Annotated in this window: 14 protein-coding genes; 13 read left to right on the forward strand and 1 reads right to left on the reverse strand. The window is 66.3% G+C overall.

Going from position 1 to position 14,973, the window contains the following annotated elements:
* Nucleotides 1-8 precede the first annotated feature (8 nt).
* The 6 genes from lgt (at nt 9) to BP68_RS12000 (ending at nt 6,893) form a co-directional block, all read left to right on the forward strand.
* On the forward strand, nt 9-830 hold the full coding sequence (lgt, locus tag BP68_RS11975) for a prolipoprotein diacylglyceryl transferase (protein ID WP_496371997.1): 822 nt from the start codon (nt 9-11) through the stop codon (nt 828-830).
* A 299-nt stretch (nt 831-1,129) separates the two neighbouring features.
* Nucleotides 1,130-1,798, forward strand: coding sequence for a GntR family transcriptional regulator (locus BP68_RS11980; protein WP_496371999.1), 669 nt, complete (start codon nt 1,130-1,132; stop codon nt 1,796-1,798).
* Nucleotides 1,795-3,255 (forward strand): malonyl-CoA decarboxylase, encoded by a 1,461-nt coding sequence (locus tag BP68_RS11985; RefSeq protein WP_496372001.1) that lies wholly within the window; start codon nt 1,795-1,797, stop codon nt 3,253-3,255. Before BP68_RS11980 ends, BP68_RS11985 begins: the two co-directional genes overlap by 4 nt.
* Before the next feature lie 116 nt (nt 3,256-3,371).
* Nucleotides 3,372-4,397, forward strand: coding sequence for a Bug family tripartite tricarboxylate transporter substrate binding protein (locus tag BP68_RS11990; RefSeq protein WP_496372003.1), 1,026 nt, complete (start codon nt 3,372-3,374; stop codon nt 4,395-4,397).
* An 86-nt stretch (nt 4,398-4,483) separates the two neighbouring features.
* Entirely contained in the window at nt 4,484-5,314 is an 831-nt protein-coding gene (locus tag BP68_RS11995) for an enoyl-CoA hydratase/isomerase family protein (protein WP_496372005.1), read from the forward strand.
* Nucleotides 5,315-5,333: 19 nt separating this feature from the next.
* Nucleotides 5,334-6,893: a malonate--CoA ligase gene (locus tag BP68_RS12000; RefSeq protein ID WP_496372007.1), complete on the forward strand. Its 1,560-nt coding sequence runs from the start codon at nt 5,334-5,336 to the stop codon at nt 6,891-6,893.
* Nucleotides 6,894-7,014: 121 nt separating this feature from the next.
* Here BP68_RS12000 and BP68_RS12005 read toward each other — a convergent pair whose 3' ends face one another.
* Entirely contained in the window at nt 7,015-7,458 is a 444-nt protein-coding gene (locus tag BP68_RS12005) for a universal stress protein (RefSeq protein WP_496372009.1), read from the reverse strand.
* Between the two features lie 153 nt (nt 7,459-7,611).
* Here BP68_RS12005 and BP68_RS12010 point away from each other — a divergent pair, with 153 nt between their 5' ends.
* The 7 genes from BP68_RS12010 (at nt 7,612) to ccoG (ending at nt 14,910) form a co-directional block, all read left to right on the forward strand.
* Nucleotides 7,612-9,993 (forward strand): heavy metal translocating P-type ATPase, encoded by a 2,382-nt coding sequence (locus BP68_RS12010; RefSeq protein ID WP_496372011.1) that lies wholly within the window; start codon nt 7,612-7,614, stop codon nt 9,991-9,993.
* A gap of 1 nt (nt 9,994) precedes the next feature.
* On the forward strand, nt 9,995-10,132 hold the full coding sequence (gene ccoS, locus BP68_RS12015) for a cbb3-type cytochrome oxidase assembly protein CcoS (RefSeq protein ID WP_152915866.1): 138 nt from the start codon (nt 9,995-9,997) through the stop codon (nt 10,130-10,132).
* A 65-nt stretch (nt 10,133-10,197) separates the two neighbouring features.
* Nucleotides 10,198-11,637: a cytochrome-c oxidase, cbb3-type subunit I gene (gene ccoN / locus BP68_RS12020; RefSeq protein ID WP_496372013.1), complete on the forward strand. Its 1,440-nt coding sequence runs from the start codon at nt 10,198-10,200 to the stop codon at nt 11,635-11,637.
* Nucleotides 11,638-11,655: 18 nt separating this feature from the next.
* On the forward strand, nt 11,656-12,288 hold the full coding sequence (gene ccoO, locus BP68_RS12025) for a cytochrome-c oxidase, cbb3-type subunit II (RefSeq protein ID WP_496372015.1): 633 nt from the start codon (nt 11,656-11,658) through the stop codon (nt 12,286-12,288).
* Between the two features lie 11 nt (nt 12,289-12,299).
* A complete protein-coding gene (locus BP68_RS12030; protein ID WP_496372017.1) occupies nt 12,300-12,437 on the forward strand; it encodes a cbb3-type cytochrome oxidase subunit 3 in 138 nt (45 codons plus the stop codon).
* A 29-nt stretch (nt 12,438-12,466) separates the two neighbouring features.
* Nucleotides 12,467-13,381, forward strand: coding sequence for a cytochrome-c oxidase, cbb3-type subunit III (gene ccoP / locus BP68_RS12035; protein WP_496372019.1), 915 nt, complete (start codon nt 12,467-12,469; stop codon nt 13,379-13,381).
* Nucleotides 13,382-13,467: 86 nt separating this feature from the next.
* A complete protein-coding gene (gene ccoG / locus BP68_RS12040; protein WP_496372021.1) occupies nt 13,468-14,910 on the forward strand; it encodes a cytochrome c oxidase accessory protein CcoG in 1,443 nt (480 codons plus the stop codon).
* The last annotated feature ends 63 nt before the right edge of the window (nt 14,911-14,973 follow it).

Raw genomic sequence — 14,973 nt, forward strand, 5'->3', positions numbered from 1 at the left:
TGTTCGCCATGCTGATGTACCCGCAAATCGATCCCGTGGCCCTGCAGGTCGGGCCGCTGGCCATCCACTGGTATGGCCTGACCTACCTGGCCGGGTTCGCGCTGTTCATGTTCCTGGGCATGCGCCGCCTGCGGCACCAGCCCTATGCCGCGCTGCGCGGCGATCAGGCCTGGTCGCGCCGGGATGTGGAGGACATTCTGTTCCTTGGCGTGCTGGGCGTGGTGGTGGGCGGGCGGCTGGGTTACTGCCTGTTCTACAAGCCGGGCTACTACCTGGGCCACCCGCTGGAGATCTTCTACATCTGGCAGGGCGGCATGAGCTTTCATGGCGGGCTGCTGGGCGTGATCGGCTCCATGTTGTGGTTTGCCCATTCGCGGCGCAGGCCCTGGCTGCAGGTGGCCGACTTCGTGGCCCCCTGCGTGCCCACGGGGCTGGCGGCGGGGCGCATCGGCAACTTCATCAACGGCGAACTGTGGGGGCGCTTCGCACCGCCGGACCTGCCCTGGGGCATGGTGTTTCCGCAAAGCGGCTCCATGCTGGCGCGCCATCCGTCGCAGATCTACCAGTTTCTGCTCGAAGGCCTGCTGCTGTTTGTGCTGCTGTGGCTGTATGCCCGCCGCCCGCGCAAGCGCGGCGAGGTGGCGGCGGCCTTCCTGGTGGGCTATGGTGCGCTGCGCTTCATCGCCGAATACTTCCGCGAGCCCGACAGCTTCCTGGGCCTGCTGTCGCTGGGCATGAGCATGGGGCAGTGGCTGTGCATCCCCATGGTGCTGGCCGGCGTGGGCCTGTGGCTGTGGGCACAAAAGCAGCCTGCGCCACTGAATTCATAATAAAAAAGGCCTCTGGCGCTTACTGGGTAAGCGCTGATAGCTCATTTTTTGATAGTGGTGCGGCACCATGCCGCACCGGCTGCCCTGCGGCCGCCCGGCCGGCCGTCAGGCCCGGTGTTGCAAGCAGGCATCACTTGCGCCCTTTATCCCCGCGTCTTGGTGTTACTACCCATCGCCAGCGTGGCGGGTTTCTCCATAATTATTTGAAATTACGCGAAATCATGCGGTTTCGCGCTGCTTTGCCTGCCGTTGATGGATAGATAGCCCCTTTGCCACCAATCCGCCGCTGACTTGCCGACATGCGCCCCGTTGCCAATTCCCTGCACGACCAAGCCGCCGAGATGCTGCGCGAGCAGATCTTCGCCGGCGAACTGGCGCCGGGCAGCTTTCTGGACGAGGCGGCGCTGTGCGAGCGGCTGGCCGTGTCGCGCACGCCGCTGCGCGAGGCGCTCAAGGTGCTGGCGGCCGAGGGCCTGCTGCGCCACGAGCCGCGCCGCGGCTGCTTCGTGGCCGAGATCACGGCGCGCGACCTGCAGGAGATCTTCCCCGTGATCGCGCTGCTGGAGGGCCGTGCCGTCTACGAGGCCACCGAGCGCGCGGCCGCGGCCGACATCGCCGCGCTGGAGGTGCTGCACCAGCGCCTGCGCGAGCATGCCGAGGCGGGCCGCATCACCGAGTACTACGAGGCCAACTACGCGATCCACGAGGCCTTCATCACCCTGGCGGACAACCGCTGGCTGGCCCAGGTGATCGGCGACCTGCGCAAGATCCTGCGCCTGGCGCGGCACCAGACGCTGCAGTTGCCGGGCCGCCTGCAGCATAGCCTGGCCGAGCACCTGGAGGTGTTCGCCGCGCTCAAGCGGCGCGACGCCCAGGGCGCCGAGCAGGCCATGCGCAACCACCTTCTGGCGCAGCGCGACGCGCTGCGCGAACTTGCCCACCACCACCCTTCCCGGATAGCACCATGAACGCCGCCTCTACCTGGATCTCGCGCAATGTCGGACGGCTGCGGTCGGCCGATGGCAAGGACGCAGCCGCCAAGGAGCAGGGCGCGGCCGCGCCCAAGGCGGCCGCCGCACCCGAGCGCTCCACCCACGAACGCCTGCAGGCCACGCTGCGCAAGAGCGGCGAGGCGCTGTCGCCGCGCGCGCTGCGCCGCGTGCTGGGCGAACTGCAGGAGGTGGTGGCGCCCCGCGTGAGCGAGATCGAGGGCGGGCGCCGCGCCCAGGCCGTCGCCGCCTGGTATGCCGAGGCGCCTGCCGAGGAGCGGCGCGACCTGTGGCTGCTGATGTGCGAGCAGTTCGTGCCCGACGCCACGCGCTTCAAGTCTGCCCAGCAGCGCTACGAGGCCGCCGCCGGCACGGCCGACGCGCCCCAGGCCGAGGCCCATCTGCGCCGCGCCCTGGTGTCGCCGCGCACGCGGCTGCTGCAGCGCTTCGCGGTGTTCCCCGAGGGCATGCGCTTCCTGGTGGACCTGCGCGCCGAGCTGCTGCCCCTGCTCAAGAGCGACAAGCGCCTGCTGCCGCTCGACGCCGAGCTGGAGCAGCTGTTCTCCACCTGGTTCGACGTGGCGTTTCTGGAGCTGAGGCGCCTGTCGTGGGACTCGCCGGCCTCGCTGATCGAAAAGCTCATCAAGTACGAGGCGGTGCACGACATTCGCAGCTGGGCCGACCTGAAGAACCGGCTGGACAGCGACCGGCGCTGCTACGGCTTCTTCCACCCGCGCCTGCCCAACGAGCCGCTGATCTTCGTGGAGGTGGCGCTGGTCAACGAGATTTCCCCCAGCATCACGCCGCTGCTGGACGAGGCCGCCGCGCCGGTGGACATCAAGCGCGCCACCACGGCCATCTTCTATTCCATCAGCAACACGCAGACGGGGCTGCGCGGCGTGAGCTTCGGCGACTCGCTCATCAAGCATGTGGCGGAGACGCTCACCGAGGAGTTCCCGCGCCTGCGCACCTTCGCCACGCTGTCGCCCATTCCCGGCTTCCGCGCGTGGCTGGCCAAGAACTGCGCGGCGCAGCTGGAGCAGCTCGACGAAAAGCGCCTGGCCGAGCTGGGCCGCGCCGTGGGCTTCGAGCCGCCGCAGGCCGCCCATGTGCTGGCCGCGGCCGACAAGGCGCTGGAGCTGCCCCCGAAGGCGCCCGTGCGCCAGCTGCTCATGCAGTGCGCCGCCCGCTACCTGGGGCGCGAGCTGCAGGACGGCAAGCCCGTGGACCCCGTGGCGCGCTTCCACCTGGGCAACGGCGCGCGCGTCGAGCGCCTGAACTGGGCGGGCGACCCGTCGGCCAAGGGCGTGAAGCAGTCCTTCGGGCTCATGGTCAACTACCTCTACGACCTGAAGCGCATCGACAGGCACCGGGGGCTGCTGGCCCAGGGCCGCGTGCCGGTGTCGGGCGACATCGACAGCCTCTGTCGTGACTGAACACGCAGTTTGCCGTGGCGTGCCGGGGCCGCTGGCCCTGTATGCTCGCCAGCGGCCGCCGGCAGGGAGCGGCACCCTTCATGATTTCAACAACGGAAAAACAAGGAGACGACACCATGCGTGAGAGAGACCACATCGGCCATTCATCCACCGGCGCACTGCAGCGGCGCGACATGCTGCGCGCCGCAGGGGCCGCGGGTCTGGCGCTGGCCACGGGCGGCGCCTGGGCGCAGGGGGCCAGCGGCTGGCCCGCCAAGCCGGTGAACCTGGTGGTGCCCTTCCCGGCGGGCGGCGGCACGGACGCATTCGCGCGTCCGCTGGCGGCGCAGTTCTCCAAGTCCACGGGCAAGACGCTGGTGGTGGACAACCGCGGCGGCGCGGGCGGCACCGTGGGCGCGAGCTTCGCGGCCAAGGCCCATCCGGACGGCTACACGCTGTTCATGGGCGGCACGCACCATGTCATCGCGCCCTCGATGTACCCCCGCCTGGACTACGACATCGAGAAGGACTTCATCCCCCTGGCCCTGCTTGCCAGCGTGCCGCAGGTGCTGGTGGTGAATCCGCGCAACGTGACGGCGGCCAACATGAAGCAGTTCCTGGACTTCGTGAGGGCCAACCCCGCCAAGCTCAACTACGGCTCGGCCGGCTCGGGCAGCTCGCACCACCTGGCGGGCGAGCTGTTCAAGCTGCAGAGCAACACCTTCATCACCCACATCCCCTACCGCGGCGCGGGCCCCGCGCTGCAGGACCTGATCGCGGGCAACGTGGACATGGTGTTCGACGGCCTGGGCTCTTCGGCGGCGCACATCAAGGGCGGGCGCATCAAGGCGCTCATGGTGTCGGGCGCCAAGCGCAATCCCGCCTTCCCCGACGTGCCCTGCGCGGCCGAGGTGGGCCTGCCGGACTACACGGTGTCCACCTGGTACGGCCTGTGGGCGCCCAAGGGCACGCCGGCCGACATGCAGGCGCGCATTGCCGAGGAAATCCGCAAGATCGGCGCCGCCGAGGAAATCAAGACCATCTGGGCCGGCAACGGCGCGGAGTTCGGCACGCTGTCGCCGGCGGACTTCGGCAAGATGGTCAGCGGCGAAGTCAAGCGCTGGGCCCAGGTGGTGAAGGCCTCTGGCGCCAAGCTGGAGTGATGTAGCGCGGACCGATAGACCAAGCCGCGCGGCCGGGGCTCCGGCGGCGCGGCCGGCGGACCGTGCAGGGAAGAGGGTGCAATTGCATGTCGGGTGAAGTAGTGGCGGCCATGGCCGCGGGAGAGGCCGCCGGCCGGGGCGTGGTGCGCGTGACGCTGCGCCATGACGGGCGGTTGAATGCGATGTCGCGCGCCATGTGGCGCCAGTTGCGCTCTGTTTTCGAGAGCATTCAGCGCAGCACGGATGCGCGCTGCGTGCTCATCGAAGGGGCGGGGGAGGCGTTCTGCGCGGGGGGCGACATCTCCGAGTACCCGGCCTTCCGCTTTGACGCCGCGCAGTTGCGCGACTTCCATGAGAACGACGTCTGGGGCGGCCTGGCAGCCATGTTGGCCTGCGACGTGCCCATCGTCGCGCGCATCGCCGGGGCCTGCATGGGCGCGGGGGTGGAGATCGCCAGCTGCTGCGACATCCGCATCGCCGCCAGCGGCGCCCGCTTTGGCGCGCCCATCGCCAAGCTGGGCTTTCCCATGGCCCCGCGCGAGGCCGCCCTGGTGGCCGGAGCGGTGGGTGAGGTCACCGCGCGCCAGATGCTGCTGGAGGCCGCGACCTTCAGCGCGGCGGAGATGGCGCAGCGCGGCTTTCTGAGCCGCGTGGTCGACGCCGAGCAGCTGGACGCCCAGGCCCTGGGCACGGCGCTGCGCATGGCCGCGCTGGCACCCGGCGCGGCGCGGCTCAACAAGCGGACGCTGCGGGCGCTGAAGGGGTTGAATATGCCGCAAGCGCCCATCCATCAAGCGCAAGGTGCTATTAATTTTGAATTGCCTGAGGTGCTGGCGGATCCCTATGCCTACGCCGACAGCGCCGAACACCGCGAGGGGATTGCGGCCTTTCTGGCCAAGCGTCCCCCCGTTTTCTGATTCTTTGGGCCTGTAGATCATGAGCACTTCCAACCAGAACCTCTTTGCCGCGCTGCGCGCCGCATTCCCTTCCGACCTGAGCCAGATCGCCGTCGAGGCAGCGTCGCCCGCGGGCGAGCCGCTGAACTACAGCTGGCGCGACCTGGACCAGGCCAGCGCGCGCATCGCCAACCTGCTGGCGTCTTTGAACCTGCCCGAGGGCAGCCGCGTGGCGGTGCAGGTGGAGAAGTCGGTCGAGGCCATGCTGCTGTACCTCGGCACCCTGCGCGCCGGCTATGTGTTTTTGCCGCTGAACACGGCCTACCAGAGCGCCGAGATCGAGTACTTCATCGGCAACGCCGAGCCCGCGGTGGTGGTGTGCACGCCGGCCAACTTCGGCTGGGTGTCGAAGATCGCCTTCACGGCCGGCACGCAGCATGTGTTCACGCTGGGCGACGACCGCACGGGCAGCCTGCTGGAGCGCGCCGCGCATTGCGGCAACGACCACCAGACCGTGCCCCGCAAGGCGGACGACCTGGCCGCCATCCTCTACACCAGCGGCACCACGGGGCGCAGCAAGGGGGCGATGCTCACGCACGGCAACCTGCTGTCTAACGCCGAGGTGCTCAAGGACTACTGGGGCTGGAAGCCGGGCGACGTGCTGATCCACGCGCTGCCCATCTTCCACGTGCACGGCCTGTTCGTGGCCATCCATGGCGCGCTGATCAACGGCAGCAAGATGATCTGGATGGCTAAGTTCGACCCCAAGGCCGTGATCGCCGCCATGCCGCGCGCCACCGTGTTCATGGGCGTGCCCACGCTGTACGTGCGCATGCTGGCCGAGCCCGCGCTCACCCAGGCGGCGGCCAGCCACATGCGGCTGTTCATCGCAGGGTCGGCGCCGCTGCTCATCGAGACCTTCAAGGAATGGCAGGACCGCACGGGCCACACCATTCTGGAACGCTACGGCATGAGTGAGACCATCATGCTGACCTCCAACCCCTATGCGGCCGACGCCCGCCACGGCGGCCAGGACGAGCGCCGCGGTTCCACCGTGGGCTTTGCGCTGCCCGGCGTGGGCCTGCGCGTGGTGGACGACGCCGGCCAGCCGGTGCCCGTGGGCGAGATCGGCAACATCCAGGTCCAGGGCCCCAACGTGTTCAAGGGCTACTGGCGCATGCCCGAGAAGACCAAGGAAGAGTTCAGCGCCGACGGCTGGTTCAAGACCGGCGACGTGGGCAAGGTGGACGAGCGTGGCTATGCCAGCATCGTGGGCCGCAGCAAGGACCTGATCATCAGCGGCGGCTACAACGTGTATCCGGCCGAGATCGAGGGCTACATCAACGAGATGGCCGGCGTGATGGAGAGCGCCGTGGTCGGCGTGCCGCACCCGGACTTCGGCGAGGTGGGCGTGGCGGTGGTGATTCCCAAGGCGGGCGAGCGGGTGGATGGCGAGGCCATCGTCGCCCAGCTCAAGTCCCAGCTGGCCAACTTCAAGATCCCCAAGCGCTGCTTCGTCACCACCGAGCTGCCGCGCAACACCATGGGCAAGGTGCAAAAGAACCTGCTGCGCGACCAGTACAAGGCGCTGTTCGCCTGAGTGGACAGGGTGCCGCGTGAAGGCATGAAAGGCGGACAAGCCGCCTTTCATGTATGTTTGTTGCTATAAAATATATAGCTATCAGCGCTTTGCAGTAAAGCGCTGAAGGCTGTTTTGCTGCTTAACGCAGCACCAGCACCGGGATGTGCGAGTGCGTCAGCACATGCTGCGTCTCGCTGCCCAGCAGCAGGCGCTTGAGGCCCTTGCGGCCGTGCGAGGCCATGACGATCAGATCGCACTTGTGCTTCTTGGCGGCGGAGATCACGGCCTCGGCAATCAGGTCCGACTTGGCTACCACGGCCTTGACGCTCACGCCCTCGTCCGTGCCGCGCGCCTTGACCTTGTTCACCAGCTCCTGCGCCGCGTCGCTCCACTGCTTCTCGATGCGCTTGATGTCGGTCGGGTCCACCGGCAGGCCGCCTTCGAAGTAGCTGCGCGGATAGCGCGGCACCACCTTGAGGGCGATGACCGAGGCGCCAGTCAGGCCGGCCAGCGACAGCCCGCTGTCGATGGCCTTCTCGGACAGAGGGGAGCCGTCGGTGGCGATCAGGATGCGTTTGTACATGGGCAGTTCCTCATGCTGGGTTGAAGTTGGGAATGAGCATAGGATGGCTCACATTTTGTATCTTGATTCAAGTCAATGAGTCTGTCACGCAATACGGATAGCCTCGAGCACATGTCAAATAGTTCTGCCGGCTCGTTGGCGACCGCTGGAAACATGGTCGTGCCTGAAGCAGCCCCTGGCCCCGGTGCTGCGGCATTGCTGGACGATCCGCAGGAGTGGTCGGCATTCGGCAGGCCGTGCGGCGTGCCGGCATCGCAAGAGCCGTCGGCCGATACGCCGTGGGAGTCGCATGTGGTGCTGGAGGGCATGCACTGCGCCGCCTGCGCGCTGACCATCGAGGACGCGCTGCGCCGGGTGCCCGGCGTGAGCGAGGCCGACGTTAGCGCCGCCACGCGACGGGCGCGCGTGGTCTGGGACCCCACGCAGGCATTGCCCTCGCAGTGGATGGAGGCCGTGCGCAAGGCCGGCTACCGCGCCATGCCCGCCATGGATGCCTTCGCCCGCGAGCAGCGCCAGCGCGAACACCGCCGCGCCCTGTGGCGCTGGCTGGTGGCGGGCTTTTGCATGATGCAGGTCATGATGTACGCATGGCCCGCCTACCAGGCCATGCCCGGCGACCTGACCACCGAGATGGAGCAGCTGCTGCGCTGGGCCTCGTGGGTCATCAGCCTGCCCGTGGTGCTGTTTGCCTGCGGGCCGTTCTTTTCCAGTGCGCTGCGCGACATACGGCAGCGCCGCGTGAGCATGGACCTGCCGGTGGCGTTGGGCATGCTGATCACCTTCATCGTGAGCATGGCCGGCACGTTTGACCCCACCGGGCCCTTCGGGCGCGAGGTGTACTACGACTCGCTGACCATGTTCGTCTTCTTCCTGCTCACCGGCCGCTGGCTGGAGCTGCGCCTGCGCGACCGCACGGCCGGGGCGCTGGAGGCCGTGATGAACCGCCTGCCCGACAGCGTGGAGCGCCGCGCCGCGGACGGCAGCTTTGTGCGCGTGGCCACGCGGCGCCTGCAAATGGGCGACGTGGTGCGGGTTCTGCCGGGCGAGGCCTTTCCGGCCGACGGCTGCATCCTGTCCGGCAACACCCAGGCGGATGAGGCCTTGCTCACGGGTGAGTCCACGCCTGTCGACAGGCCCCAGGGCAGCTTCGTCACGGCGGGCAGCTACAACCTGCGCTCCCCGGTCGAGGTGCGGGTCGAAACCCTGGGCGCCAGCACGCGCTTCGGGCAGATCGTGACCCTCATGGAGAGCGCCTCGCTGCAGAAACCGCGGCTGGCGCAACTGGCCGACCGCGTGGCGCGCCCGTTCCTGGTGGCCGTGCTCCTGGCTGCGGCGCTGGCCGCGGTCTGGTGGTGGCCCAGCGACCCGAGCCATGCCCTCATGGTGGCGGTGGCGGTGCTCATCGTCACCTGCCCCTGCGCGCTGTCGCTGGCCACGCCCGTGGCCATGCTCACGGCCGCGGGCACCCTGGCGCGCCGTGGCGTGCTGGTGCGCAACCTGCAGGGGCTGGAGGCGCTGGCCGCCGTGGACACCGTGGTGTTCGACAAGACGGGCACGCTCACCAGCGACGGACTGGGGGTGCGCGCCACGCATGTGGCGGCCCAGGCCGGCTTGACTCAGGATGAGGCGCTGGCACTGGCGGCACTGCTGGCGCGGCATTCGCTGCACCCGGTGTCGCGCGCGCTGGTAGCGGCGGCGCAGCAGGGGGCGCCGGTCGCGCAGGGTTGGACGGTGCATGCCGTGCAGGAACTGGCGGGAGCAGGCCTGGTTGCCGAGGCCCGCCACGCGGGGCAGGACCGGGCCGCGCCGCAGATCCTGCGCCTGGGCTCTCCCGCGCATGCGCGCGCGGTGCCCAGCGAGGGCGGAGCGCAGCAGGTGGTGCTGTCGGCAGAGCAGGGCGGGGTGGTGGCGGAGCTGGCACGCTTCGACCTGAGCGAGGAGTTGCGCCCCGAGGTGGCAGCGGTGGTGAATGGCCTGCGCGCGGCGGGAGTGGCGGTCGAGCTGCTGTCGGGCGACCGCACGGCGGCCGTGCAGCGGGTGGCCGCGCAGGCGGGCATCGGCGAGGCCCACGGAGACTGCACGCCGCAGGACAAGCTGGAGCGCCTGCAGGCCCTGCAGGGGCAGGGCCGCCATGTGGCCATGGTGGGGGACGGCCTCAACGACGGGCCGGTGCTGGCTGGCGCGCATGTTTCGTTCGCCTTCGGGCGCGCCGTGCCGCTGGCACAGTCGCGTTCCGACTTCGTCGTCATGGGCGAGAATCTCGGCCTTGTGCTGCAGACCCTGCTGCTGGCGCGCCGCACCCTGCGTATCGTGCGCCAGAACCTGTGGTGGGCGGCCGGCTACAACGCCCTGAGCGTGCCGCTGGCGATCGCCGGGTATATGCCGGCCTGGCTCGCCGGGCTGGGCATGGCGCTCAGCTCGCTGCTGGTCGTGCTGAATGCGGCACGCCTGACACGCGCGCCGGAGGTAGCGGACGGCGCCGTGTATTCATCCAACCCGCCGCAGACGGCGGCCGTATCCCTGGAGGTGGCCTGACATGGACATTCTTTACCTGCTGATTCCCCTGTCGGTGGTGCTGGTGCTGTTTGTGCTCGCGGGCCTGTGGTGGGCGGTCTACCGTGGCCAATTTGAGAACGTCGAACAAGAGGGGGAGCGCATTCTGAGAGACGGTTGATGTTCATCAACGATTCCAATGCGAGCCTGGCTGAAACTTTTTGCTGCAAATATAAGAGGTGCCCGATGGATTCTCCACAATCAAAAGTAGCGCATTACGACGATACCGTCGTGCGCCAGTTTTCTATCATGGCCGTCGTTTGGGGGGTGGTCGGCATGCTGGTCGGCGTGTTCATCGCCGCCCAGCTGACCTGGCCTGAACTCAACTTCGGCATTCCATGGCTGAGCTATGGGCGGCTGCGTCCGCTGCACACCAATGCCGTGATCTTCGCCTTCGGCGGCTGCGGCCTGTTCGCCACGAGCTACTACGTGGTGCAGCGCACCTGCCAGACGCGCCTGTTCCTGCCAAAGCTGGCAGCGTTTACGTTCTGGGGCTGGCAACTGGTGATCGTGGCCGCAGCCATCAGCCTGCCGCTGGGCTATACCTCCGGCAAGGAATATGCCGAGCTGGAGTGGCCCATCGACATCCTGATCGCTGCCGTGTGGGTCTCCTACGCGGTCGTGTTCTTCGGCACGATCGGCACGCGCAAGGTCAAGCACATCTACGTGGCCAACTGGTTCTTCGGCGCCTTCATCATCGCCGTGGCCCTGCTGCACATCGTCAACAGCGCCGCTATTCCCGCGGGCTTCATGAAGAGCTACTCGGCCTACGCGGGCGTGCAGGACGCCATGGTGCAGTGGTGGTACGGCCACAATGCCGTGGGCTTCTACCTGACCACGGGCTTCCTGGGCATGATGTACTACTTCATCCCCAAGCAGGCAGGCCGGCCGGTGTACAGCTATCGCCTGTCCATCGTGCACTTCTGGGCACTGATCTTCACCTACATGTGGGCGGGTCCGCACCACCTGCACTACACGGCATTGCCCGACTGGACTCAGTCCGTGGGCATGGTGTTCTCGCTGATCCTGCTGGCGCCCAGCTGGGGCGGCATGATCAACGGCATCATGACGCTGTCGGGTGCATGGCACAAGCTGCGTGACGACCCCATCCTGCGCTTCCTGATCGTGTCCCTGTCGTTCTACGGCATGGCCACGTTCGAAGGTCCGATGATGTCCATCAAGACCGTCAACGCGCTCTCGCACTACACCGACTGGACCGTGGGCCACGTGCACGCTGGCGCTCTGGGCTGGGTGGGCCTGATCACCATGGGTTCGCTCTACTACCTGGTTCCGCGCCTGTTCGGCAAGGAAAAGATGCACTCCGTGAAGGCCATCGAGTTGCACTTCTGGATGGCGACCATCGGCATCGTGCTGTACATCGCTGCGATGTGGATTGCCGGTGTGATGCAGGGCCTGATGTGGCGCGCGGTGAATGCCGACGGCACGCTGACCTACACCTTCGTGGAAAGCGTCAAGGCGACCTATCCCTTCTACGCCATCCGTTTCTTCGGTGGCCTGCTGTACCTTGGCGGCATGCTCGTCATGGCATGGAACGTGTGGTTGACTGCGATCTCCGGTCGTTCCGTCAAGGTGGCCATTCCGGCCGTGAATGCCGCACACGCTTGAGGATGGAGGAGCAACGTCATGTCTAACACTCAAAACAAAGCTTCGTCCGGCTTCACGCACGAAAAGGTTGAAACCAGCAACTTCCTCATGATCGTGCTGATCCTGCTGGTGGTTGCCGTGGGCGGCCTGGTGGAAATCGTTCCGCTGTTCTTCCAGAAGTCCACGACAGAGGCGGTGCAGGGCGTCAAGCCCTATACCGCGGTTCAGCTGATCGGCCGCGACGTCTATCTGCGTGAGGGTTGCTACAACTGCCACTCGCAGATGATTCGCCCCTTCCGCGCGGAGACGCTGCGCTATGGCCACTATTCCGTGGCCGGCGAGTTCGTCTATGACCATCCCTTTCAGTGGGGCTCCAAGCGCACCGGCCCCGACCTGCACCGTGTGGGTGGGAAGTACAGCGACGAATGGCATCGCATCCACCTGAACAACCCGCGTGACGTGGTGCCGGAGTCCAACATGCCGGCCTATCCGTGGCTGGAGAAGAACCAGATTGATCCTTCCATCGTGGCTCCGCGCATGAAGGCGCTGCGCACGGTGGGCGTCCCGTACACGGATGAGGAAATCGCTGGTGCCGCAGAGCAGGTCAAGGGCAAGACGGAGATGGATGCCGTGGTGGCCTACCTGCAGGTTCTGGGCCGCGCGCTCAAGTAAGAGGAGTGGCCATGGACATCACCACCATGCGTATCGTGGCCACGCTGGCATCGCTGGCGTGTTTCGTGGGCATCTGGTTCTGGGCGTTCATGCGCCGCAACCAGGCCCAGTTCGAGGAGGCGGCGCAACTGCCCTTCGCCGAGGACTGAAGAACTCACCCACAGAAAAGAGATAACCCATGAGCGATTTCACCAGTAACTTCTGGTCCATTTATGTGGCCGGAATCACCATCGTCGGCATCGTTGCCTGCGGACTGCTGCTTTGGATCACTTCGCGCAAGAAGGTTGAGGCAACGGCAGACAACACCACCGGGCACGTCTGGGACGAAGACCTGACCGAGATGAACAACCCCATGCCGCGCTGGTGGATGTGGCTATTCATCATCACCCTCGTTTTTGGCGCCGGCTATCTGGCGGCCTATCCCGGTCTGGGTACCTACCAAGGCAAGCTGGGCTGGACGCAGATCGGCGAATACAAAGCCGAGGTGGACAAGGCGGCGACGGAACTGCAGCCGCTGTACGCACGCTTCGAAACCATGAAGACGCAGGACATGGCGAGCGACTCGGCGGCAATGGCCATTGGCGAGCGCCTGTTTATGAACAACTGCGCCCAGTGCCACGGTTCGGACGCACGCGGCAGCAAGGGCTTCCCCAGCCTGGCCGACGGTGACTGGTTGTACGGCGGTGCTCCTGAGCAGATCCGCCAGACCATCCATGACGGGCGCGTGGGCGTCATGCCCCCCATGGCCGCGGCCGTGGGCTCGCCCGAAGACGTGCGCAACTTGGCGCATTACGTTCTGAGTCTGTCGGGTAGCCCGCACGACTCTCTGAAGGCTTCGCTGGGCAAGTCCAAGTTCACGGCATGCGCAGCTTGCCACGGCATGGACGGCAAGGGCAACGTGGCCCTGGGTGCCCCCAACCTGACGGACGACATTTGGCTGCATGGCTGGGGCGAGTCGGTCATCACGGCTATGATCAACAATGGCAAGACCAATGAGATGCCTGCACAGGCAGGCAAGCTTTCCGAGGCACAGATCAACGTGCTGACGGCTTACGTTTGGGGCTTGTCCAACAAGGCCGGCGCTCCGCGCTGACGTCTGCTCTGCGGCCGGCTGCTCCCTTGCGGGACGCCGGCCGTTTTTGTTTTTCGGAAGTCGCACTTCCCCCGAGAGATTCCGCCATGAAGCCAGCCGAAGGCCAGCCCCGCAAGGTGATCCCCATTGCACCCGTAGCGGCAGAGAACTCGCAGACCGAGGTCGTTTCGCTGTACGAGGCTCAAAAGAAGATTTATCCCCGTTCCATCAGCGGCGTGTTTGCTCGCTGGCGCTGGGCGATGGTGTTCTTGACGCAATTGGTCTTCTACGGCTTGCCGTGGTTCGAGTGGGGGCAGCGCCAGATGGTGCTGTTCGACCTGGGGGCGCGGCGCTTCTACATCTTTGGCTTGGTGCTGTACCCGCAGGATTTCATTTACCTGACGGGTTTGCTCATCATCTCCGCGCTGTCGCTGTTCCTGTTCACGGCGGTGGCGGGGCGGCTGTGGTGCGGGTTCGCGTGTCCGCAAACGGTCTACACGGAAATGTTCATGTGGATCGAGCACAAGATCGAAGGCGATCGCAGTGCCCGGATGCGCTTGGACAACGGATCCTGGACGTTCGAGAAAATCTGGAAAAAATCGCTCAAGCAGTTGGTATGGGTGGTCGTGGCGTTCTGGACCGGCTTCACCTTCGTGGGCTATTTCGTGCCCATCCGTGAATTGGGCAGCGAACTGCTGGCACTTCATGGCACCTGGCAGATCTTCTGGGTGTTCTTCTACGGTTTCGCGACCTACGGCAATGCGGGATATCTGCGCGAGCAGGTCTGCAAGTACATGTGCCCCTACGCGCGCTTCCAGAGTGCGATGTTCGACAAGGACACGCTGGTCGTTAGCTACGACCCAGAGCGCGGAGAGCAGCGCGGGCCGCGTAATAAGAACATCGACTACAAGGCCAAGGGGCTGGGGGATTGCATCGACTGCACGCTCTGTGTGCAGGTGTGTCCCACGGGCATCGACATCCGGGACGGGCTGCAATACGAGTGCATCGGCTGCGGTCTGTGTGTGGATGCATGCAATACCGTGATGGACAAGATGAAGTACCCGCGCGGGTTGATCCGCTTCTCCACCCAGAACGGGGTGAAGAACCACTGGACCCAGTCGCAGATGCTCAAGCGGGTGCTGCGCCCCCGCGTGCTCATTTACACCGGTGTCCTGCTCCTGCTTTGCGTGGGCATGCTGGCCAGCTTGGTGGTGCGCACGCCGCTCAAGGTGGATGTGGTGCGGGATCGCGCGGCACTTTCGCGCATCGTGGCCGGGGGCAAGCTGGAGAACATCTACCGCTTGCAGATCATGAACGCGACGGAAAGGGCTCAGCGCTATGTCATCAGCGCACGGGGGCTGGATGGGCTGGAGGTTGCCTCCGAGGCAGAGGTCGAGATCGGGCCTGCCGAGTCGCGCTGGGTCGCCATGCGTTTGCAGATTCCCTATGGCTCTGCTGCGCCTGGGTCGCATACGGTGTATTTCGACATACAGGCCCAGGGTGACAAGGCCCAGGTGGCCGAAAAATCGGTATTCCTGGTGCCGCGCTGAATGCGTGGAGCCGGTGCACCGGAGTGGTATGACAGTTTCTGAATGGCCCGCACAGGGCAAGGA

The sequence above is a fragment of the Diaphorobacter oryzae DSM 22780 genome (genome assembly GCF_059568935.1).

Bases quoted from the DNA above. Each gene is read 5' to 3' on its own strand.
- BP68_RS11995 (WP_496372005.1), top strand. From the start codon at position 4,484: ATGTCGGGTGAAGTAGTGGCGGCCATGGCCGCGGGAGAGGCCGCCGGC.
- BP68_RS11990 (WP_496372003.1), top strand. From the start codon at position 3,372: ATGCGTGAGAGAGACCACATCGGCCATTCATCCACCGGCGCACTGCAG.
- ccoO (WP_496372015.1), top strand. From the start codon at position 11,656: ATGTCTAACACTCAAAACAAAGCTTCGTCCGGCTTCACGCACGAAAAG.
- BP68_RS11985 (WP_496372001.1), top strand. From the start codon at position 1,795: ATGAACGCCGCCTCTACCTGGATCTCGCGCAATGTCGGACGGCTGCGG.
- ccoG (WP_496372021.1), top strand. From the start codon at position 13,468: ATGAAGCCAGCCGAAGGCCAGCCCCGCAAGGTGATCCCCATTGCACCC.
- ccoP (WP_496372019.1), top strand. From the start codon at position 12,467: ATGAGCGATTTCACCAGTAACTTCTGGTCCATTTATGTGGCCGGAATC.
- BP68_RS12000 (WP_496372007.1), top strand. From the start codon at position 5,334: ATGAGCACTTCCAACCAGAACCTCTTTGCCGCGCTGCGCGCCGCATTC.
- BP68_RS12030 (WP_496372017.1), top strand. From the start codon at position 12,300: ATGGACATCACCACCATGCGTATCGTGGCCACGCTGGCATCGCTGGCG.
- ccoS (WP_152915866.1), top strand. From the start codon at position 9,995: ATGGACATTCTTTACCTGCTGATTCCCCTGTCGGTGGTGCTGGTGCTG.
- ccoN (WP_496372013.1), top strand. From the start codon at position 10,198: ATGGATTCTCCACAATCAAAAGTAGCGCATTACGACGATACCGTCGTG.
- BP68_RS11980 (WP_496371999.1), top strand. From the start codon at position 1,130: ATGCGCCCCGTTGCCAATTCCCTGCACGACCAAGCCGCCGAGATGCTG.
- BP68_RS12005 (WP_496372009.1), bottom strand. From the start codon at position 7,458: ATGTACAAACGCATCCTGATCGCCACCGACGGCTCCCCTCTGTCCGAG.
- lgt (WP_496371997.1), top strand. From the start codon at position 9: ATGCTGATGTACCCGCAAATCGATCCCGTGGCCCTGCAGGTCGGGCCG.
- BP68_RS12010 (WP_496372011.1), top strand. From the start codon at position 7,612: ATGGTCGTGCCTGAAGCAGCCCCTGGCCCCGGTGCTGCGGCATTGCTG.